Origin of the sequence: Moritella sp. 5 (assembly GCF_018219455.1) — a bacterium.
In the GTDB taxonomy this organism is placed as follows: Bacteria; Pseudomonadota; Gammaproteobacteria; order Enterobacterales; family Moritellaceae; genus Moritella.
In genome coordinates this window covers 117,541-139,418 of the sequence record NZ_CP056122.1, presented here as the reverse complement: position 1 = coordinate 139,418, position 21,878 = coordinate 117,541, and the positions used below count along the sequence as shown (strand labels likewise).

The following is a 21,878-nucleotide window of genomic DNA, read 5'->3' as shown; positions in this document are numbered from 1 at the left end:
ATGGCTCGTAAGGATTACGCGGGGCACGCCCCAAAGCCAAGAAAGAAGCGTGGTGCTAAAAAAGCACCACCAACTAAAAAGAAACGTCCGGTATTGGCTATCTTGCTATTTTTATTGCTTGCGATTGGCCTTGGTTATTTTTTAGCACAAGTAAGTGGCACAGCAGAAAAATCAGCACCGGAACCCGTGAAAAAAACACAACCTAAAAAGCTTAAGGTAAAACCATTACCCCAAAAGCCAAAGGAAGTGTGGCAATATCCGCAAGACTTGCAAGAAAAAGAAGTCATTGTTGAAATACCGCCACAACAAGACACGGGTATTCGTTACCAAATGCAATGTGGTTCATTCCGTCAGCAATCACAAGCTGAAGCAATGAAAGCAACGATAGCCTTTCAAGGTTATACCGCCAGTGTTCGTCACACCGGTAATTGGTATCGTGTTGTTTTAGGTCCTTACGAACGTAAACGAACTGCAGAAAAAGAACGCCACCAGATTAAACGAGCTGGTGTCACAACTTGTGAAATTTGGCTGTGGAAGCCTTGAAAAACTAAAGAGATATACCCACCTTAGTTTGTATATTGTAATGAAATCGCTTCATATCATATGAGGCGTTTTTTTTACCTAACATAATGAAGCGTGGCTAATTCCAATCCAGCCGCGCTCGAATTTATTAGAGTGGAGTTTATCGTGACTACTATTGTATCTGTACGCCGTGAAGGCAAAGTCGTAATGGCCGGAGACGGACAAGTTTCTCTTGGCAACACGGTAATGAAAGGCAACGCAAAAAAAGTTCGCCGTTTATACAACGGCCAAGTTATCGCTGGTTTCGCCGGTGGTACTGCTGACGCATTTACCCTCATCGAACGTTTTGAAGCTAAATTACAAGCTCACCAAGGTAACCTAGAGCGTGCAGCTGTAGAACTTGCTAAAGATTGGCGCACCGACAAAATGTTACGTAATTTAGAAGCCTTACTGGCTGTTGCTGATAAAAAAAGTTCTTTCATCATCACCGGTAATGGCGATGTTGTGCAACCAGAAAACGATCTTATTGCTATCGGCTCTGGTGGTAATTTCGCCCAAGCATCAGCAATGGCATTACTAGAAAACACCGAATTAGACGCTGAACAAATCGCTCAAAAATCCCTGACTATTGCAGGTAATATCTGTGTATTCACCAACGGTTTCCATACAGTTGAAACTATCGATTACTAAATTTTACCGAATTAAAGGAAGTTTATTATGTCGTCAATGACACCAAGAGAAATCGTTTCTGAATTAGACCGCCATATTATCGGTCAACAAAATGCTAAACGTGCCGTAGCAATCGCCCTCCGTAACCGCTGGCGCCGTATGCAGTTAGATCAAGAACTTCGCCAAGAAGTATCTCCAAAAAATATTTTGATGATCGGTCCAACGGGTGTCGGTAAAACAGAGATCGCGCGTCGATTAGCAAAACTAGCAAACGCACCATTTATCAAAGTTGAAGCAACTAAATTTACTGAAATTGGCTATGTCGGTAAAGAAGTTGAACAAATCATCAAAGATTTGACCGATGTTGCAGTAAAACTAACACGCGAACAGGAAATGAAAAAATACCATGTTCGAGCAGAAGAAAATGCCGAAGATCGCGTATTAGATGCCTTGCTACCAAACCCACGTAATAACTGGGGCGAAGAAGAAAAAGCAAGTAATGATAATACCCGTCAGGTTTTTCGTAAAAAATTACGTGAAGGAAAATTAGACGACAAAGAAATTGATATCGAGCTTGCCGCACCACAAGTAGGTGTTGAAATTATGGCGCCTCCTGGCATGGAAGAAATGACCAACCAATTACAAGGTATGTTCCAAAATTTATCAGGCGGTTCAACGACTAAAACACGTAAAATGAAAGTCAAAGAAGCTTTCAAACAACTTGTTGAAGACGAAGCAGCAAAACTGGTTAACCCTGAAGAATTAAAAGAAAAAGCAATTTATGCCGTAGAGAATAACGGTATCGTATTCCTTGATGAGATCGATAAGATCTGTAAACGCAGCGATTCAAATGACGGGGGTGTCTCGCGCGAAGGTGTACAACGTGATTTATTACCGCTTATCGAAGGTTCAACAGTCACAACCAAACACGGTATGGTGAAAACAGATCACATCTTATTTATCGCATCTGGTGCTTTCCAAGTAGCAAAACCGTCTGACCTGATCCCTGAATTACAAGGTCGTTTACCTATTCGGGTTGAATTGGATGCACTTAAAGCAGAAGATTTTGTACGTATCCTAACCGAACCAAACGCATCATTAACAGAACAATACACTGCGATGCTGAAAACTGAAGGGGTGGATGTTAACTTTACTCAAGAAGGTATTGATGGTATCGCCAATGCAGCGTGGAACGTCAACGAAAAAACCGAAAATATCGGTGCTCGTCGTTTACACACAGTGATGGAACGCTTAATGGAAGAAATTTCATTCGATGCATCAGATAAAAATGGCGAAGAACTTGTAGTTGATAGGGATTACGTAAGTAAATACCTGGACGAACTCGTAGAAGATGAAGATCTAAGTCGTTATATTCTTTAATTTACGCCTAGCTATAGGCTATAGTTGAGTAGAGTAAAGCAAAAAGGCGCTTATCATAAGCGCCTTGTTTACCTTAAAATTCACAAAAACTAACGTCTATGTAGCAATGCACTTTGACTAGCCTCTATCGGTTTAAACTTTTCTGTAAGCTGACACCAATGACAACGAATCCGTCGAAGTGAATTAAGTTTCTTCTTAAGCCTAGAACGTTTCATTAGCAATCCTCTGAGTTGTCGAAATATGATGTCAAAATTCACCGATTATCAATTTAATAAGATTAGTTTAGCTTTCACTAATTACCAACCTAGTTTGGCCTTAATTAACGATAAACATATTCAGTGTAATTTAAGTCACCATTTTGTTAATTAAATTATGGTAGTCTAGTAACAGACGTTCACAGATAAAACTAATAAGAAGCTCCGGTAACCATGTCCAGTAAATACCCATGTGTCGAATTTGATAATCCATACAATTTAACTACTGAATCACAACTTGAAGATAAATATCATGATGAAATTTCACAGTTTTGGGATGCGACTATCACCGAGCATTCACTGCAAGGCGTTGATAACATAACGCTACGTTATGCATCAGCGGTAATCAATGAAACCGGTCCTGCAATTGTGCTCTTAGGCGGGCGTTCTGAATCTTATCAAAAGTTTCGCGAGCTAATTTATGACTTTTGCAAACAAGGTTACTCGGTATATTGCGTAGACCATCGTGGTCAAGGCATGTCAGATCGATTACTGAAAAATCTGCATAAAGGCCATGTCGAACATTTTCGTGATTACGTCACCGATTTGAAATTATTTATCGATAAAGTCATTAGCCCAACCCAACACAGTAAACAATATTTATTATGCCATTCCATGGGTGGCGCAATTGGTAGTTTATACTTACAAAGCTATCACCATGACTTTGATGCGGCAGTGCTAGCATCACCGATGTTTGGGATCAATTTTGGTCAAATACCCCGTCCAATAGCCAATATTTATAGCCGAGCGATGCATATCGTTAATAAAATTATTCATACCGAATCTTTTTATGCGCCAGGTAAAGGTGACTTTGCCCATTCGCCTTTTGAAAATAATCAACTGACACACAGTCCACTACGATTTGATATTTTCCGTCGTAGTTATGGATTTTACCCACAAACGCAATTAGGTGGACCAACGATTAACTGGCTACAGCAAAGTATCAAAGCCTGTCGTCGCGCGATCCAACACGCGGGGGACATTAAAACCCCAACATTGGTCTTACAAGCTGGCGGCGATGAAGTGGTACTTGCTGAAGCGCAACAGCAATTCTGTCGCGCATTAAGCCATGAAAACAATCAACACCAACCTGCAGAACCCGTTTTGATCCCTGGTGCTGCACACGAGTTATTCTTAGAAACGGATATTTTTAGGATCCCGGCGCTCACAGTCGCGTTAAATTATTTTGCCAAACATTAAATCAATTACTACGGACAGTAATCACGGTAGAACTCTTTTAAATAAAATAAAGTCAATATTGAGGTTAAGATGTATAAAGTTATCGTTTCTGATTTAGATGGTACGCTACTGACACCTGCACATATAGTCTCAGAGCAAACCAAAATCACCATTCACAAACTACTGAAGCAAGGCAAAAAATTTATCATTGCCACAGGCCGTCACAATGTCGACGTCGAAGCGATCAGAAAAACCATTGATGCTGAAATTTATCTCATCACCTCCAATGGAGCGAGAGTGCATAACAACAAAGGTGAACTGATTTACAGTAAGAATGTGCCAGCAGATATAGCACAAAAAATTGTTGAAATTGAGTTACCTGAAACTATTCAAGCTAATATTTACCGTGATAACGAATGGTTTGTGAATAAGCCTAACCCAGAGATCCTCAGTTTTAGTCAAGATTCTACATTTTGCTACCAAGTAGTCGATCTCTCGACATTAGAAAAAACAGGTATCGCGAAATTCTTTTTCTGCGGACCCCATGACGATCTTGTGCAACTAGCAGCGCAAATTAACGCGCAATACAGCTCACAACTCAACGTTTCGTTCTCGCTACCTGAATGCCTAGAAGTAATGGACATCAAGGTCAATAAGGCCGAAGCACTGACTGAAGTACTTAAAATAAAAGGCTTCACCATGGCGGAAACAATTGCGTTTGGCGATGGCATGAATGATGTGGAGATGCTACAAGCCGTTGATAAAGGGTTAATAATGGGGAATGCTTCAGTCATGCTTAAAGCTGCATTACCCGACTTTGAAATGATAGGTCATTCCGCAGAAGACGGTGTAGCCCATTATATTGAAAAAAATATATTGTAGTTAATAACAGCCAACTGCATAATAAATTAGAATTAGTTGCCCTGAAAGGAACTCTCGGTAACTGATTAGCAACAAATAATTTAAGGCCTCGATATAAAATAAATCTCGACACGATATAACAAACTTATATTTATAAAGTAATTAGAATAGATGACTAAATTTAGTAAGAACCTGAAAGTTAACTTATAATTTCTAAATGCTATGATATACATTAACCTATTATATTCTTTTACTTATATAGGTTTGATGTGTCAGATTTTACTTACCCCACTACCAATAAAGGTTTTGCATTAAAATTAATTGATGATCGCCAAGCATCATCATCTCAACGGATCGAATTAAAAGAAAAGCCACTTCCGAAACTAAAATCAGGGCAGGTACTAATAAAAATGTTAGCAGCGCCAGCCAATCCATCCGATCTAGTATACTTATTAGGTCGATATGGCATCGCGCCCGTTGATTCTGCGTTTGTGGGGTTTGAAGGTTGTGGCGTTGTCGTAAAAGCCAATGCTGGATTATACGGAAAATGGCTGGAAGGTAAGCGGGTATCACTGTCAGCAGTGCCAGGTCTAGATGGTGTATGGGCTGAATACGCCATTACGAGAGCCAATTACTGCCTACCAATAAGAAAAGACATTAGCGATGAACAAGCATCTACAATTATCGTCAATCCATTAACATCAATTTGTATGATCGATCGCGCTATCGAACTCGGGGCTAAAGCAGTAGTCATTAATGCTGCAGCTAGCCAAGTCGGCAAAGGAGCGATTCGTTATGCAAAAATGAAGAACCTAAAAACTATAGCAACAGTCCGTAGTATCTCCAATGTCGATGTATTAGAAAAACTAGGAGCAGATTGCGTATTGTTAACAACTGCCGACGATTATAAGCAACAGTTGACCGATGCTTGTCAGCGTATAAAGCCAACCGTACTATTAGACGCGGTTGCAGCACTGGATACACCGCAAATACTTCACGCAATGCCAAAACGCTCAACAGCAATCGTTTATGGGCGATTAACCGAAAATCATGATCCAATTGGTGGTCAATTTGGTGTATCTGATGTTATTTTTAAAGATATTAAAATCGAGGGATTTTGGTTGGCGAATTATTTTTCAAAATCAAAACCATGGCATATATATGCACTAAGCAAAAAAGTTCAGAAGCTATTCGCAGAAGGGATTTTTCAGACAGATATCTATGGCACCTTTAACTTTGATACCTTCTCAAGCGCACTTGATCATTATGCTAATAATAAAAGTGACGGTAAAGTCATCCTAAAGTTCACGTAGCTATTACTCACTATAATGAATCAAATCAAAAAACTGACATTTGATAATGTGATGAGCGTCATCGCATTATCAAATTGTTCACTGACAAACATCGGGGCCGTATAATAATGGCAACCTCACTCATTTAGAGGACGTTAGCGATTGTATCTAACCACTACGCTGTTATATTACATATATCAATTACACAAACTGACCACAGCTCCAGCCTGAAGACCAGGCCCACTGAAAGTTATATCCACCTAACCAACCACTTACGTCCATTACTTCACCAATAAAGTATAAACCTGCGGTTTTTTTTGCTTCCATAGTTTTCGAAGAAAGTTCATTGGTATCAACACCACCTAAAGTCACTTCAGCAGTACGATAACCTTCTGTCCCATTCGGCTTTACTTGCCAGTTATGCAAGAGTGTTGAAATATCATTAAGATCTTTATGCTGTAACTGCTTAAGTGTGCATTCAGGCAATAATCCATCAGCATAGAATATCTCAACAAGACGTTTCGGTAAGACACGCGCTAATGCTGTTTTTAACGCTTGGTTAGGGCTCGACTCAGTCATTATCGATAAGGTATCGGTTATTTCAGTATCTGGCAATAAGTTAATGCTAATCGCTTCACCTGGATTCCAGTAAGATGATACTTGCAGAACTGACGGTCCAGACAGCCCACGATGAGTAAACAACAAAGCTTCTTTAAAGCTAACACCTGATTCTGTTGTAATACGCGCAGGTAAACTGACACCTGAAAGATCCGCATATTTATCTTTATCATGTTGTTGTAACGTAAATGGAACAAGACCCGCTTTCGTTGCATTTACTTTTAAACCAAACTGCTCTGCAATTTTATAACCATAAGGAGTGGCCCCAAGTTTAGGCATAGATAAACCACCCGTAGCCACTACCAAGGACTCACAATTTAGAGGACCTTGACTTGTTTGTAGATGAAAGCGGCCGTCATCTGCTTTTTCAATAGATAGTATTTCAGTGCGTAATTGGATCTTCACGCCAGCCCAATCACATTCGGTATGCAACATATCAACAATATCTTTTGCTGAGTCGTCACAGAATAACTGTCCATGTTCACGTTCATGATAAGCAACACCATGGCGCTCGACCATATCAATAAAGTTCCACGCAGTATAACGACTTAATGCAGACTTGACGAAATGCGGGTTAGCACAAATAAATGCATCGGTAGAAAGAGCATTGTTGGTAAAGTTACAACGACCACCACCACTAATTAAAACTTTACGACCCGCTTTCTTGGCATTATCGAGAACCAATACAGAGCGACCTCGGTAACCAGCACTTGCCGCACACATCAATCCTGCAGCACCTGCACCAATTACTATCACATCACAACTTTGGCTCATCGAAGACCTCTATAATTTAACTAGAATACAAAAATGGAGCCGCAGAATAGCATTAATTATCCAGATACCCAAACGACTTCAGTCAGTAGATAGAGAGATTAATTATTGCTGGTTAATACGCTCTTCGACTCCAGGCTCTAAGTATGCCATTTCATCGAGATCTGCCGCCCATTCATGCTTTTCAGCTAACAAACGTAACATACGGATCGCAGTCACTTGTACAATAGCAACTTCAGACCACATAGATTTATTTAGACAACGCCAATGGTCAGCATCAATACGTTTCGGGTTGTTAAGCTGTTCACTACAAGTATCACAAATTAAAATACAATCATCATAATCGGGGGTTGTCGGTACCGGCGAAACTTCAAAAATATTTAGTTTCACACCTGATGCATCACATGTTTCACAATGCGAACGCGCACGTCGTGCTAAGTTTTTACCGAATGCATTTAATGCATCTTTTCTATGTTGATGTTTGTCTAAGCCTTTAGCCATAATCTTCAATTCCTATATATTTAAACTGTGTTGAAAATACGTTTATTTGTCAGGAATAGCAAACGTTAGCAGCAATAAAACACGCTATAAAATATCGCGAGTTTAAATACTTCATAGATGACAAGTGGATTGCTATAATCGATTCATATGGATAGAATTTTAGTAAAGGAATAACAAATGATCCCAGCTAACAAACCCCTGAACCCAAACTTTTCTTCAGGCCCTTGTAGTAAGCGTCCTGGCTATGAATTAACACAACTAGATATATGTACTCTCGGTCGTTCACACCGTTCTAATATCGGTAAAGCAGCGCTACAAAAAGCCATTGAGCAAACCAAAGAACTCTTAAAGATTCCGGAGGACTATCACATCGCTATAGTCCCAGCTTCTGATACTGGTGCAATGGAGATGATGCTGTGGTCATTACTCGGGGCAAGAACGGTTGATGTTTGCTACTGGGAATCGTTTGGTAAAGGCTGGTTCAGTGATATTAAAAATGAACTTCAACTTAGCAATGTGAATGCAATCACCGCTGATTATGGCCAACTCCCTGATTTAGAAACGACGAATCCAGAGCATGACATTGTGTTTACTTGGAATGGCACTACATCTGGCGTTAAAGTGCCAAACGCAGACTGGATCAGTGACCAACGCACAGGTTTAACAATTTGTGACGCCACTTCAGCTGTATTTGCCATGCCGATAGCATGGGATAAACTCGATGTAACCACATTCAGTTGGCAGAAGGTATTAGGTGGTGAAGGAGCTCACGGCATGATCGTGCTTAGCCCTGCAGCAGTTAAACGTTTAGAGTCTTATACCCCACCTTGGCCATTACCTAAGATCTTTCGTTTAACTAAAAATGGCAAATTGATTGAAGCGATTTTTACTGGAGCCACTATTAACACACCGTCAATGCTATGCGTAGCGGATTATTTAGATGCATTAAACTGGATAGACAAGATCGGTGGCGTTGACGCTGCAATTAACCGTTCTGAAAATAATTTAGCGATTTTAAGTAACTTTGTTGCCCAACATGAATGGATAGATTTTCTTTCGGTGCGAGCTGAATATAGATCAAATACCAGCGTATGCTTGCGTTTAGCACTAAGCGATATTCAATTAAAAGCATTCAGTAATCTATTAGCTCAGCACCAAGTTGCTTATGATATTAACTCATATAAAGATGCACCGTCAGGACTACGTATTTGGTGTGGAGCTACAGTAGAATCACATGATCTCGAGTTACTATTACCTTGGCTCATTTGGGCTTATGAAAGCGTTCGAGATGAACAATAATAACGTTTCGATTTACGCATCGTAATATACACAAAACCGGCCGTAGGCTGGTTTTTTATCGGTCGCTGACTTAAATCTCAGACACAAAAAAGCCGATATCATTGCTGATATCGGCTAATTCTAATTTGGCGCTTGGCGATGCCCTACTCTCACATGGGGAAGCCCCACACTACCATCGGCGTTATTACGTTTCACTACTGAGTTCGGAATGGGATCAGGTGGTACCGCAACACTATGGTCACCAAGCAAATCTGGTTTGCTTTCTATATAGAAACTTACGTTTCATTTTAAATCTGAAAAGCTATAAATAAAGAAGTCTTTAAAACCTATCTTTCGATAAATAGTAGTGTTCAATCTATTCTTAAGTCGATATTTCAATTAATCATACTTTAATTTGTATGGTTAAGCCTCACGGGTAATTAGTACAAGTTAGCTCAATGCCTCACAGCACTTACACACCTTGCCTATCAACGTTGTAGTCTCCAACGGCCCTTCAGGGGACTTAAAGTCCCAGTGAGAACTCATCTCGAGGCCTGCTTCCCGCTTAGATGCTTTCAGCGGTTATCAGTTCCGAACTTAGCTACCGGGCAATGCTATTGGCATAACAACCCGAACACCAGTGGTTCGTCCACTCCGGTCCTCTCGTACTAGGAGCAGCTCCTCTCAATTCTCAAACGCCCACGGCAGATAGGGACCGAACTGTCTCACGACGTTCTAAACCCAGCTCGCGTACCACTTTAAATGGCGAACAGCCATACCCTTGGGACCAACTTCAGCCCCAGGATGTGATGAGCCGACATCGAGGTGCCAAACACCGCCGTCGATATGAACTCTTGGGCGGTATCAGCCTGTTATCCCCGGAGTACCTTTTATCCGTTGAGCGATGGCCCTTCCATTCAGAACCACCGGATCACTAAGACCTACTTTCGTACCTGCTCGACGTGTCTGTCTCGCAGTTAAGCTGGCTTATGCCTTTGCACTAACCACATGATGTCCAACCATGTTTAGCCAACCTTCGTGCTCCTCCGTTACTCTTTGGGAGGAGACCGCCCCAGTCAAACTACCCACCAGACACTGTCCGCAACCCCGATAAGGGGCCTACGTTAGAACATCAAACGTACAAGGGTGGTATTTCAAGGTTGACTCCACATCATCTAGCGACAATGCTTCAACGTCTCCCACCTATCCTACACATGTAGGTTCAATGTTCAGTGCCAAGCTATAGTAAAGGTTCACGGGGTCTTTCCGTCTAGCCGCGGGTACACTGCATCTTAACAGCGATTTCAATTTCACTGAGTCTCGGGTGGAGACAGCGTGGCCATCATTACGCCATTCGTGCAGGTCGGAACTTACCCGACAAGGAATTTCGCTACCTTAGGACCGTTATAGTTACGGCCGCCGTTTACCGGGGCTTCGATCATGAGCTTCGACCTAAGTCTAACCCAATCAATTAACCTTCCGGCACCGGGCAGGCGTCACACCGTATACGTCATCTTTCGATTTTGCACAGTGCTGTGTTTTTAATAAACAGTTGCAGCCACCATTTCTCTGCGACCAACAATAGCTTACGGAGCAAGTCCTTCACCATCATTGGCGTACCTTCTCCCGAAGTTACGGTACCATTTTGCCTAGTTCCTTCACCCGAGTTCTCTCAAGCGCCTTAGTATTCTCTACCTAACCACCTGTGTCGGTTTGGGGTACGATTCTCTTATATCTGAAGCTTAGAGGTTTTTCCTGGAAGCCGGGTATCAACTACTTCATCTCCGTAGAGACTCGTCATCAGTTCTCAGCCTTAATGTGCGCCCGGATTTACCTAAGCACACAGCCTACAACCTTAAACATGGACAACCATCGCCATGCTAGCCTAACCTTCTCCGTCACCCCATCGCAATATAAGTGAGTACAGGAATATTAACCTGTTTCCCATCGACTACGCCTTTCGGCCTCGCCTTAGGGGTCGACTCACCCTGCCCCGATTAACGTTGGACAGGAACCCTTGGTCTTTCGGCGTGGAGGTTTTTCACCCCCATTATCGTTACTCATGTCAACATTCGCACTTCTGATACCTCCAGCAAGCTTCTCAACTCACCTTCGACGGCTTACAGAACGCTCCTCTACCATGCAAAGAACAAGTCTTTGCATCCGTAGCTTCGGTGGTATGTTTAGCCCCGTTAAATCTTCCGCGCAGACCGACTCGACCAGTGAGCTATTACGCTTTCTTTAAAAGATGGCTGCTTCTAAGCCAACTTCCTGGCTGTCTGAGCCTTTCCACATCGTTTCCCACTTAACATACACTTTGGGACCTTAGCTGACGGTCTGGGTTGTTTCCCTTTCCACGACGGACGTTAGCACCCGCCGTGTGTCTCCCGCGATTGAACTTATTGGTATTCGGAGTTTGCAAAGGGTTGGTAAGTCGGGATGACCCCCTAGCCTTAACAGTGCTCTACCCCCAATAGTTAGACGCGAGGCGCTACCTAAATAGCTTTCGAGGAGAACCAGCTATCTCCCGGTTTGATTGGCCTTTCACCCCCAGCCACAAGTCATCCGCTAATTTTTCAACATTAGTCGGTTCGGTCCTCCAGTTGATGTTACTCAACCTTCAACCTGCCCATGGCTAGATCACCGGGTTTCGGGTCTAATCCCAGCAACTATTCGCGCAGTTAACACTCGGTTTCCCTACGGCTCCGCTATTCGCTTAACCTTGCTACTGAAATTAAGTCGTTGACCCATTATACAAAAGGTACGCAGTCACAGAACAAGTCTGCTCCCACTGCTTGTACGTATACGGTTTCAGGTTCTATTTCACTCCCCTCACAGGGGTTCTTTTCGCCTTTCCCTCACGGTACTGGTTCACTATCGGTCAGTCAGTAGTATTTAGCCTTGGAAGATGGTCCTCCCATATTCAAACAGCATATCACGTGTGCCGTCCTACTCGATTTCACAGTAAGGTCGTTTTCATGTACGGGACTATCACCCTGTATCGTGAAACTTTCCAGAATCTTCCACTAACTTCCAAACTGCTTAAGGGCTAGACCCCGTTCGCTCGCCGCTACTAAGGGTATCTCTATTGATTTCTTTTCCTCGGGGTACTTAGATGTTTCAGTTCTCCCGGTTCGCTTCGTAACGCTATGTATTCACGTTACGATACTCTACAAAGTAGAGTGGGTTCCCCCATTCGGAAATCTGTGGATTAACGCTTTTTATCAACTCCCCACAGCTTAACGCAGATTAACACGTCCTTCATCGCCTCTGACTGCCTAGGCATCCACCGTATACGCTTAGTCACTTAACCATACAATCTAAAGTCGACCGTACAATTGAAATAACTAGGTATTATCTAGTTTTTTTCGCCTCAAGAATACTCAAGAACACTATATTGTTATTACCGAAGTAATAACGTGTTTTAAGAACTTCTTTATTTATTCAGCTTTCCAAATTTTTAAAGAGCAATTTGCTAAAAAGCAAAGATAAACAAGCGATTGCTTATCTTTGCTTACTAGCGTCTTACTATTAGTAAGACATACTATTCAACTTTCTATTCAAGCAATTTGTGTGGGCACTTACAAAAATTAACAACTTTACGTAAGGAGGTGATCCAGCCCCAGGTTCCCCTAGGGCTACCTTGTTACGACTTCACCCCAGTCATGAACCACACCGTGGTCATCGCCCTCCCGAAGGTTAAGCTAATGACTTCTGGTGCAGCCCACTCCCATGGTGTGACGGGCGGTGTGTACAAGGCCCGGGAACGTATTCACCGTGACATTCTGATTCACGATTACTAGCGATTCCGACTTCATGGGGTCGAGTTGCAGACCCCAATCCGGACTACGACGCACTTTATGGGATTCGCTTACCATTGCTGGTTTGCAGCCCTTTGTATGCGCCATTGTAGCACGTGTGTAGCCCTACTCGTAAGGGCCATGATGACTTGACGTCGTCCCCACCTTCCTCCGGTTTATCACCGGCAGTCTCCTTAGAGTTCCCACCATTACGTGCTGGCAAATAAGGATAAGGGTTGCGCTCGTTGCGGGACTTAACCCAACATTTCACAACACGAGCTGACGACAGCCATGCAGCACCTGTCTCATAGTTCCCGAAGGCACCAATTCATCTCTGAAAAGTTCTATGGATGTCAAGAGTAGGTAAGGTTCTTCGCGTTGCATCGAATTAAACCACATGCTCCACCGCTTGTGCGGGCCCCCGTCAATTCATTTGAGTTTTAACCTTGCGGCCGTACTCCCCAGGCGGTCTACTTAATGCGTTAGCTTAAGAGCCCAGTTCTCAAGGAACCAAACTCCGAGTAGACATCGTTTACGGCGTGGACTACCGGGGTATCTAATCCCGTTTGCTACCCACGCTTTCGCATCTGAGCGTCAGTTACTTGCCAGGTGGCCGCCTTCGCCACTGGTATTCCTTCAGATCTCTACGCATTTCACCGCTACACCTGAAATTCTACCACCCTCTCAAGAACTCTAGTTTGCCAGTTCGAAATGCAGTTCCCAGGTTGAGCCCGGGGCTTTCACATCTCGCTTAACAAACCGCCTGCATGCGCTTTACGCCCAGTAATTCCGATTAACGCTTGCACCCTCCGTATTACCGCGGCTGCTGGCACGGAGTTAGCCGGTGCTTCTTCTGCGAGTAACGTCACAGTAGCAGAGTATTAATCTACTACCTTTCCTCCTCGCTGAAAGTACTTTACAACCCTAAGGCCTTCTTCATACACGCGGTATGGCTGCATCAGGGTTTCCCCCATTGTGCAATATTCCCCACTGCTGCCTCCCGTAGGAGTCTGGACCGTGTCTCAGTTCCAGTGTGGCTGATCATCCTCTCAGACCAGCTAGGGATCGTCGCCTTGGTGAGCTCTTACCTCACCAACAAGCTAATCCCACTTGGGCTCATCTAGTCGCGAGAGCTTTCAAGAAGAGGCCCCCTTTCACCCGTAGGTCGTATGCGGTATTAGCAGTCGTTTCCAACTGTTGTCCCCCTCGACTAGGCAGATTCCCAAGCATTACTCACCCGTCCGCCGCTCGACGCCAGAATAGCAAGCTATTCTTCGTTTCCGCTCGACTTGCATGTGTTAAGCCTACCGCCAGCGTTCAATCTGAGCCATGATCAAACTCTTCAATTAAAAGTTTTTGACTAATCACCTAAGCGATTAAGTCGGCTCAATGAATTCTGTACTTCAACAACAAACCGAAGTTTGTTGTTTATAAAACCAAATCTTTCGATTTAATTTAATGTTCACAATTACATTGATATAATTTTTGGTCATTATATCTCTGCAAGTGCTCACACAGATTGCTTGAATAAATTGTTAAAGAGCATTGGCGTGTTAAACACGGCAATTTTCAAATATCACTCAAAGAGTATTATCTGAAAATTGCTGTAACTATCGTTACAACAATTTAATTTGGCGCTTGGCGATGCCCTACTCTCACATGGGGAAGCCCCACACTACCATCGGCGTTATTACGTTTCACTACTGAGTTCGGAATGGGATCAGGTGGTACCGCAACACTATGGTCACCAAGCAAATTTGGTTTGCTTTCTATATAGAAACTTACGTTTCATTTTTAAATCTGAAAAGCTATAAATAAAGAAGTCTTTAAAACATAAAGTGTTCTGTCTATTCTTAAGTCGATATTTCAATTAATCATACTTTAATTTGTATGGTTAAGCCTCACGGGTAATTAGTACAAGTTAGCTCAATGCCTCACAGCACTTACACACCTTGCCTATCAACGTTGTAGTCTCCAACGGCCCTTCAGGGAGCTTAAAGCTCCAGTGAGAACTCATCTCGAGGCCTGCTTCCCGCTTAGATGCTTTCAGCGGTTATCAGTTCCGAACTTAGCTACCGGGCAATGCTATTGGCATAACAACCCGAACACCAGTGGTTCGTCCACTCCGGTCCTCTCGTACTAGGAGCAGCTCCTCTCAATTCTCAAACGCCCACGGCAGATAGGGACCGAACTGTCTCACGACGTTCTAAACCCAGCTCGCGTACCACTTTAAATGGCGAACAGCCATACCCTTGGGACCAACTTCAGCCCCAGGATGTGATGAGCCGACATCGAGGTGCCAAACACCGCCGTCGATATGAACTCTTGGGCGGTATCAGCCTGTTATCCCCGGAGTACCTTTTATCCGTTGAGCGATGGCCCTTCCATTCAGAACCACCGGATCACTAAGACCTACTTTCGTACCTGCTCGACGTGTCTGTCTCGCAGTTAAGCTGGCTTATGCCTTTGCACTAACCACATGATGTCCAACCATGTTTAGCCAACCTTCGTGCTCCTCCGTTACTCTTTGGGAGGAGACCGCCCCAGTCAAACTACCCACCAGACACTGTCCGCAACCCCGATAAGGGGCCTACGTTAGAACATCAAACGTACAAGGGTGGTATTTCAAGGTTGACTCCACATCATCTAGCGACAATGCTTCAACGTCTCCCACCTATCCTACACATGTAGGTTCAATGTTCAGTGCCAAGCTATAGTAAAGGTTCACGGGGTCTTTCCGTCTAGCCGCGGGTACACTGCATCTTAACAGCGATTTCAATTTCACTGAGTCTCGGGTGGAGACAGCGTGGCCATCATTACGCCATTCGTGCAGGTCGGAACTTACCCGACAAGGAATTTCGCTACCTTAGGACCGTTATAGTTACGGCCGCCGTTTACCGGGGCTTCGATCATGAGCTTCGACCTAAGTCTAACCCAATCAATTAACCTTCCGGCACCGGGCAGGCGTCACACCGTATACGTCATCTTTCGATTTTGCACAGTGCTGTGTTTTTAATAAACAGTTGCAGCCACCATTTCTCTGCGACCAACAATAGCTTACGGAGCAAGTCCTTCACCATCATTGGCGTACCTTCTCCCGAAGTTACGGTACCATTTTGCCTAGTTCCTTCACCCGAGTTCTCTCAAGCGCCTTAGTATTCTCTACCTAACCACCTGTGTCGGTTTGGGGTACGATTCTCTTATATCTGAAGCTTAGAGGTTTTTCCTGGAAGCCGGGTATCAACTACTTCATCTCCGTAGAGACTCGTCATCAGTTCTCAGCCTTAATGTACGCCCGGATTTACCTAAGCATACAGCCTACAACCTTAAACATGGACAACCATCGCCATGCTAGCCTAACCTTCTCCGTCACCCCATCGCAATATAAGTGAGTACAGGAATATTAACCTGTTTCCCATCGACTACGCCTTTCGGCCTCGCCTTAGGGGTCGACTCACCCTGCCCCGATTAACGTTGGACAGGAACCCTTGGTCTTTCGGCGTGGAGGTTTTTCACCCCCATTATCGTTACTCATGTCAACATTCGCACTTCTGATACCTCCAGCAAGCTTCTCAACTCACCTTCGACGGCTTACAGAACGCTCCTCTACCATGCAAAGAACAAGTCTTTGCATCCGTAGCTTCGGTGGTATGTTTAGCCCCGTTAAATCTTCCGCGCAGACCGACTCGACCAGTGAGCTATTACGCTTTCTTTAAAAGATGGCTGCTTCTAAGCCAACTTCCTGGCTGTCTGAGCCTTTCCACATCGTTTCCCACTTAACATACACTTTGGGACCTTAGCTGACGGTCTGGGTTGTTTCCCTTTCCACGACGGACGTTAGCACCCGCCGTGTGTCTCCCGCGATTGAACTTATTGGTATTCGGAGTTTGCAAAGGGTTGGTAAGTCGGGATGACCCCCTAGCCTTAACAGTGCTCTACCCCCAATAGTTAGACGCGAGGCGCTACCTAAATAGCTTTCGAGGAGAACCAGCTATCTCCCGGTTTGATTGGCCTTTCACCCCCAGCCACAAGTCATCCGCTAATTTTTCAACATTAGTCGGTTCGGTCCTCCAGTTGATGTTACTCAACCTTCAACCTGCCCATGGCTAGATCACCGGGTTTCGGGTCTAATCCCAGCAACTATTCGCGCAGTTAACACTCGGTTTCCCTACGGCTCCGCTATTCGCTTAACCTTGCTACTGAAATTAAGTCGTTGACCCATTATACAAAAGGTACGCAGTCACAGAACAAGTCTGCTCCCACTGCTTGTACGTATACGGTTTCAGGTTCTATTTCACTCCCCTCACAGGGGTTCTTTTCGCCTTTCCCTCACGGTACTGGTTCACTATCGGTCAGTCAGTAGTATTTAGCCTTGGAAGATGGTCCTCCCATATTCAAACAGCATATCACGTGTGCCGTCCTACTCGATTTCACAGTAAGGTCGTTTTCATGTACGGGACTATCACCCTGTATCGTGAAACTTTCCAGAATCTTCCACTAACTTCCAAACTGCTTAAGGGCTAGACCCCGTTCGCTCGCCGCTACTAAGGGTATCTCTATTGATTTCTTTTCCTCGGGGTACTTAGATGTTTCAGTTCTCCCGGTTCGCTTCGTAACGCTATGTATTCACGTTACGATACTCTACAAAGTAGAGTGGGTTCCCCCATTCGGAAATCTGTGGATTAACGCTTTTTATCAACTCCCCACAGCTTAACGCAGATTAACACGTCCTTCATCGCCTCTGACTGCCTAGGCATCCACCGTATACGCTTAGTCACTTAACCATACAATCTAAAGTCGACCGTACAATTGAAATAACTAGGTATTATCTAGTTTTTTTCGCCTCAAGAATACTCAAGAACACTATATTGTTATTGCCGAAGCAATAACGTGTTTTAAGAACTTCTTTATTTATTCAGCTTTCCAAATTTTTAAAGAGCAATTTGCTAAAAAGCAAAGATAAGCATTAACTGCTTAGCTTTGATTTTTAATCAGAAAGAAAAGTGGTATCCCGTACGAGATTTGAACTCGTGTTACCGCCGTGAAAGGGCGGTGTCCTAGGCCTCTAGACGAACGGGACACTATTTACTTTCTACGTTTGGATTTCATCCCAAACGTTGTCTTATTTTCATAAGACTGTCTTTAACGTTTCTATTCAAGCAATTTGTGTGGGCACTTACAAAAACTAACAACTTTACGTAAGGAGGTGATCCAGCCCCAGGTTCCCCTAGGGCTACCTTGTTACGACTTCACCCCAGTCATGAACCACACCGTGGTCATCGCCCTCCCGAAGGTTAAGCTAATGACTTCTGGTGCAGCCCACTCCCATGGTGTGACGGGCGGTGTGTACAAGGCCCGGGAACGTATTCACCGTGACATTCTGATTCACGATTACTAGCGATTCCGACTTCATGGGGTCGAGTTGCAGACCCCAATCCGGACTACGACGCACTTTATGGGATTCGCTTACCATTGCTGGTTTGCAGCCCTTTGTATGCGCCATTGTAGCACGTGTGTAGCCCTACTCGTAAGGGCCATGATGACTTGACGTCGTCCCCACCTTCCTCCGGTTTATCACCGGCAGTCTCCTTAGAGTTCCCACCATTACGTGCTGGCAAATAAGGATAAGGGTTGCGCTCGTTGCGGGACTTAACCCAACATTTCACAACACGAGCTGACGACAGCCATGCAGCACCTGTCTCATAGTTCCCGAAGGCACCAATTCATCTCTGAAAAGTTCTATGGATGTCAAGAGTAGGTAAGGTTCTTCGCGTTGCATCGAATTAAACCACATGCTCCACCGCTTGTGCGGGCCCCCGTCAATTCATTTGAGTTTTAACCTTGCGGCCGTACTCCCCAGGCGGTCTACTTAATGCGTTAGCTTAAGAGCCCAGTTCTCAAGGAACCAAACTCCGAGTAGACATCGTTTACGGCGTGGACTACCGGGGTATCTAATCCCGTTTGCTACCCACGCTTTCGCATCTGAGCGTCAGTTACTTGCCAGGTGGCCGCCTTCGCCACTGGTATTCCTTCAGATCTCTACGCATTTCACCGCTACACCTGAAATTCTACCACCCTCTCAAGAACTCTAGTTTGCCAGTTCGAAATGCAGTTCCCAGGTTGAGCCCGGGGCTTTCACATCTCGCTTAACAAACCGCCTGCATGCGCTTTACGCCCAGTAATTCCGATTAACGCTTGCACCCTCCGTATTACCGCGGCTGCTGGCACGGAGTTAGCCGGTGCTTCTTCTGCGAGTAACGTCACAGTAGCAGAGTATTAATCTACTACCTTTCCTCCTCGCTGAAAGTACTTTACAACCCTAAGGCCTTCTTCATACACGCGGTATGGCTGCATCAGGGTTTCCCCCATTGTGCAATATTCCCCACTGCTGCCTCCCGTAGGAGTCTGGACCGTGTCTCAGTTCCAGTGTGGCTGATCATCCTCTCAGACCAGCTAGGGATCGTCGCCTTGGTGAGCTCTTACCTCACCAACAAGCTAATCCCACTTGGGCTCATCTAGTCGCGAGAGCTTTCAAGAAGAGGCCCCCTTTCACCCGTAGGTCGTATGCGGTATTAGCAGTCGTTTCCAACTGTTGTCCCCCTCGACTAGGCAGATTCCCAAGCATTACTCACCCGTCCGCCGCTCGACGCCAGAATAGCAAGCTATTCTTCGTTTCCGCTCGACTTGCATGTGTTAAGCCTACCGCCAGCGTTCAATCTGAGCCATGATCAAACTCTTCAATTAAAAGTTTTTGACTAATCGCCTAAGCGATTAAGTCGGCTCAATGAATTCTGTACTTCAACAACAAACCGAAGTTTGTTGTTTATAAAACCAAATCTTTCGATTTAATTTAATGTTCACAATTACATTGATATAATTTTTGGTCATTATATCTCTGCAAGTGCTCACACAGATTGCTTGAATAAATTGTTAAAGAGCATTGACCTTGACGCCTTGCGTCGTAGTCAGGCTGCGTATTCTACGCAAACCAAATTTGAAGTCAAGCACATATTTATGCTTTATTCAGGACGTTTAAAAAGTAACCAAAGTTAATTTGTAAACACCTTACTGAGCGACTGTTACCGTGTCAGTGAGGCGCTATTATAGGGATTTAACGTTTACAGGCAAGTGATTTCTAAAAAATAATATAGCGCTATCTAGCTTGGTTGTTTACTATGCTATTTGAGTATTTGACTAACATTAATAACTATAAATGACTATATAGGGACAACAATGAGCACTTCACTTCGAAAATACCAAGGCGTATCTCCACAATTAGCGAATTCAGCTTATGTTGATAAGTCAGCCGTCCTCATCGGAGATATAACTATAGATGAAGATGCCAGTATATGGCCACTAGTAGCAGCACGTGGTGATGTAAATAAAATCTTCATTGGTGCGCGTACAAATGTTCAAGATGGTTGCGTATTACATGTAACTCGTAAAAGTCCAGCAAACCCGCATGGTATCCCGCTTATTTTAGGTAACGATGTGACTGTTGGCCATAAAGCACTGTTACATGCATGTACAATTGGTAATCGCGTATTAATAGGCATGGGGGCGATAGTGCTTGATGGCGCTATAATTGAAGATGACGTTATGATTGGTGCAGGAACTTTAGTTCCACCAAGAAAAACATTAGCAAGTGGTTATCTTTATATCGGCAGTCCAGCGAAACAGGCAAGAAAATTAACGGATGATGAGATCGCGTTCTTGAAACTATCCGCTGATAACTACGTACTGCTAAAAAATGAGTATATAGAAGATAGCCAGTAATCAATTCGAAAAGTAACCAACATTAGTAAAGTACGCATACCCTCTAACCTAGCGTAGAGGGTAAAGCATTATACTATTTAATCATTTTTCTTAATGCTTCAAGTACTGGTGACATAGATGGCGTAACCCCACGCCAAACTTTAAAGCTTTCAGCTGCCTGTCCAACCAGCATACCAAGTCCATCGATCACCAACTCAGCACCTTGTTCCGAGGCCCATAAGTTGAATGCTGTAGCGTCGGCTTTATACATCATGTCATAACAGATAGTTTTTTTATCAACTAATATTGGTGAAATTGCAGGAACTAAACCCGATAAACTTGCAGACGTAGAATTAATGATAAGATCAAACTTTCCCGTTAATGCAGCAAAACTACATGCTGTTATCTTCCCATTATCATTAAATAATGTGGCTAATTTTTGCGCTTTAGCATCTGTCCGGTTAGCAATAACAAGTTCCAGTATGCCTTGTTCTAGCAATGGACCAATTACACCGCGCGCTGCACCACCTGCACCTAATAATAATATCCGTTTATTCGTGAGCGTCGTATATTGCAACAAGTCATGCACCAGACCAAACCCATCCGTATTATCACCTATAACACAGCCGTCATCTGTAAGCACCAAAGTATTCACAGCTCCCGCTAGTTGCGCCCGTGGGGTTAATTGTTGAGCAAACGAAAAGGCTTCTTCTTTAAAGGGGACTGTTATATTACAACCCTTCCCTCCCTGAGAAAAAAACTCATTAATCGCAGTGTTAAAGTCATTAATTGGTGCTTCGATTGCTTGATAACTAAGATCCTGTGCAGTCTGCTCGGCAAATAATCCATGGATCATTGGTGATTTACTGTGGTTTATTGGGTTACCAAATACGGCATAACGATCCATACTGCACAACTCCTGTAATGAGATAGATAAAGAACTTAGTAAACAATAATTTGACTATCACGGTCAATAGAAAACATCAGAGTAAAGTAAT

At 43.8% G+C, this 21,878-nt stretch carries 11 protein-coding genes, 1 tRNA gene and 6 rRNA genes; 8 read left to right on the top strand and 10 right to left on the bottom strand.

Going from position 1 to position 21,878, the window contains the following annotated elements; all coding sequences use genetic code 11:
• The 6 genes from HWV01_RS00625 (at nt 1) to HWV01_RS00600 (ending at nt 6,178) form a co-directional block, all read left to right on the top strand.
• Nucleotides 1–543 carry an SPOR domain-containing protein gene (locus HWV01_RS00625; RefSeq protein ID WP_211673628.1) on the top strand — a complete coding sequence of 181 codons (543 nt, stop codon included), beginning with the start codon at nt 1–3 and terminating at the stop codon, nt 541–543.
• A 144-nt stretch (nt 544–687) separates the two neighbouring features.
• On the top strand, nt 688–1,212 hold the full coding sequence (hslV, locus tag HWV01_RS00620; protein ID WP_211673627.1) for an ATP-dependent protease subunit HslV: 525 nt from the start codon (nt 688–690) through the stop codon (nt 1,210–1,212).
• Nucleotides 1,213–1,239: 27 nt separating this feature from the next.
• Nucleotides 1,240–2,571, top strand: a complete 1,332-nt coding sequence (hslU, locus tag HWV01_RS00615) for an ATP-dependent protease ATPase subunit HslU (RefSeq protein ID WP_211673626.1) — start codon at nt 1,240–1,242, stop codon at nt 2,569–2,571.
• Between the two features lie 428 nt (nt 2,572–2,999).
• Nucleotides 3,000–4,025, top strand: coding sequence for an alpha/beta fold hydrolase (locus tag HWV01_RS00610; RefSeq protein WP_211673625.1), 1,026 nt, complete (start codon nt 3,000–3,002; stop codon nt 4,023–4,025).
• A gap of 69 nt (nt 4,026–4,094) precedes the next feature.
• Nucleotides 4,095–4,886 (top strand): Cof-type HAD-IIB family hydrolase, encoded by a 792-nt coding sequence (locus HWV01_RS00605; RefSeq protein WP_211673624.1) that lies wholly within the window; start codon nt 4,095–4,097, stop codon nt 4,884–4,886.
• A 248-nt stretch (nt 4,887–5,134) separates the two neighbouring features.
• Nucleotides 5,135–6,178 carry a zinc-binding dehydrogenase gene (locus HWV01_RS00600; RefSeq protein ID WP_211673623.1) on the top strand — a complete coding sequence of 348 codons (1,044 nt, stop codon included), beginning with the start codon at nt 5,135–5,137 and terminating at the stop codon, nt 6,176–6,178.
• Between the two features lie 180 nt (nt 6,179–6,358).
• On the opposite strand, the gene HWV01_RS00595 is transcribed toward HWV01_RS00600, so the two are convergent.
• Entirely contained in the window at nt 6,359–7,549 is a 1,191-nt protein-coding gene (locus HWV01_RS00595) for an NAD(P)/FAD-dependent oxidoreductase (protein ID WP_211673622.1), read from the bottom strand.
• 102 nt (nt 7,550–7,651) lie between these two features.
• On the bottom strand, nt 7,652–8,047 hold the full coding sequence (locus HWV01_RS00590) for a phnA protein (protein ID WP_211673621.1): 396 nt from the start codon (nt 8,045–8,047) through the stop codon (nt 7,652–7,654).
• Nucleotides 8,048–8,224: 177 nt separating this feature from the next.
• Here HWV01_RS00590 and HWV01_RS00585 point away from each other — a divergent pair, with 177 nt between their 5' ends.
• Nucleotides 8,225–9,346: a phosphoserine transaminase gene (locus tag HWV01_RS00585; protein ID WP_211673620.1), complete on the top strand. Its 1,122-nt coding sequence runs from the start codon at nt 8,225–8,227 to the stop codon at nt 9,344–9,346.
• A 130-nt stretch (nt 9,347–9,476) separates the two neighbouring features.
• Here the strand turns inward: HWV01_RS00585 and rrf (HWV01_RS00580) are convergent.
• From rrf (HWV01_RS00580) to HWV01_RS00550, 7 genes are all read right to left on the bottom strand, one after another.
• Nucleotides 9,477–9,592 (bottom strand): 5S ribosomal RNA (rrf, locus tag HWV01_RS00580).
• Nucleotides 9,593–9,744: 152 nt separating this feature from the next.
• Nucleotides 9,745–12,638, bottom strand: a 23S ribosomal RNA gene (locus HWV01_RS00575).
• A gap of 291 nt (nt 12,639–12,929) precedes the next feature.
• Nucleotides 12,930–14,474, bottom strand: a 16S ribosomal RNA gene (locus HWV01_RS00570).
• A 287-nt stretch (nt 14,475–14,761) separates the two neighbouring features.
• Nucleotides 14,762–14,877 (bottom strand): 5S ribosomal RNA (gene rrf / locus HWV01_RS00565).
• A 138-nt stretch (nt 14,878–15,015) separates the two neighbouring features.
• Nucleotides 15,016–17,909 (bottom strand): 23S ribosomal RNA (locus HWV01_RS00560).
• Nucleotides 17,910–18,129: 220 nt separating this feature from the next.
• Nucleotides 18,130–18,205 (bottom strand) — tRNA-Glu (locus HWV01_RS00555).
• 119 nt (nt 18,206–18,324) lie between these two features.
• Nucleotides 18,325–19,869: ribosomal RNA gene (locus HWV01_RS00550) — 16S ribosomal RNA — on the bottom strand.
• The 16S, 23S and 5S rRNA genes sit together here with 1 tRNA gene alongside, the layout of an rRNA operon.
• A gap of 489 nt (nt 19,870–20,358) precedes the next feature.
• On the opposite strand from HWV01_RS00550, the gene HWV01_RS00545 reads away from it, so the two are divergent.
• Nucleotides 20,359–20,901 (top strand): gamma carbonic anhydrase family protein, encoded by a 543-nt coding sequence (locus HWV01_RS00545; protein WP_211673619.1) that lies wholly within the window; start codon nt 20,359–20,361, stop codon nt 20,899–20,901.
• Between the two features lie 73 nt (nt 20,902–20,974).
• Here HWV01_RS00545 and aroE read toward each other — a convergent pair whose 3' ends face one another.
• Nucleotides 20,975–21,787: a shikimate dehydrogenase gene (gene aroE, locus HWV01_RS00540; protein WP_211673618.1), complete on the bottom strand. Its 813-nt coding sequence runs from the start codon at nt 21,785–21,787 to the stop codon at nt 20,975–20,977.
• Nucleotides 21,788–21,878: the final 91 nt, after the last annotated feature.

Excerpts from the sequence above, each read along its gene's own strand:
- HWV01_RS00545 (WP_211673619.1), top strand. The coding sequence starts at position 20,359 with ATGAGCACTTCACTTCGAAAATACCAAGGCGTATCTCCACAATTAGCG.
- HWV01_RS00590 (WP_211673621.1), bottom strand. The coding sequence starts at position 8,047 with ATGGCTAAAGGCTTAGACAAACATCAACATAGAAAAGATGCATTAAAT.
- hslU (WP_211673626.1), top strand. The coding sequence starts at position 1,240 with ATGTCGTCAATGACACCAAGAGAAATCGTTTCTGAATTAGACCGCCAT.
- HWV01_RS00595 (WP_211673622.1), bottom strand. The coding sequence starts at position 7,549 with ATGAGCCAAAGTTGTGATGTGATAGTAATTGGTGCAGGTGCTGCAGGA.
- HWV01_RS00625 (WP_211673628.1), top strand. The coding sequence starts at position 1 with ATGGCTCGTAAGGATTACGCGGGGCACGCCCCAAAGCCAAGAAAGAAG.
- HWV01_RS00585 (WP_211673620.1), top strand. The coding sequence starts at position 8,225 with ATGATCCCAGCTAACAAACCCCTGAACCCAAACTTTTCTTCAGGCCCT.
- HWV01_RS00610 (WP_211673625.1), top strand. The coding sequence starts at position 3,000 with ATGTCCAGTAAATACCCATGTGTCGAATTTGATAATCCATACAATTTA.
- aroE (WP_211673618.1), bottom strand. The coding sequence starts at position 21,787 with ATGGATCGTTATGCCGTATTTGGTAACCCAATAAACCACAGTAAATCA.
- HWV01_RS00605 (WP_211673624.1), top strand. The coding sequence starts at position 4,095 with ATGTATAAAGTTATCGTTTCTGATTTAGATGGTACGCTACTGACACCT.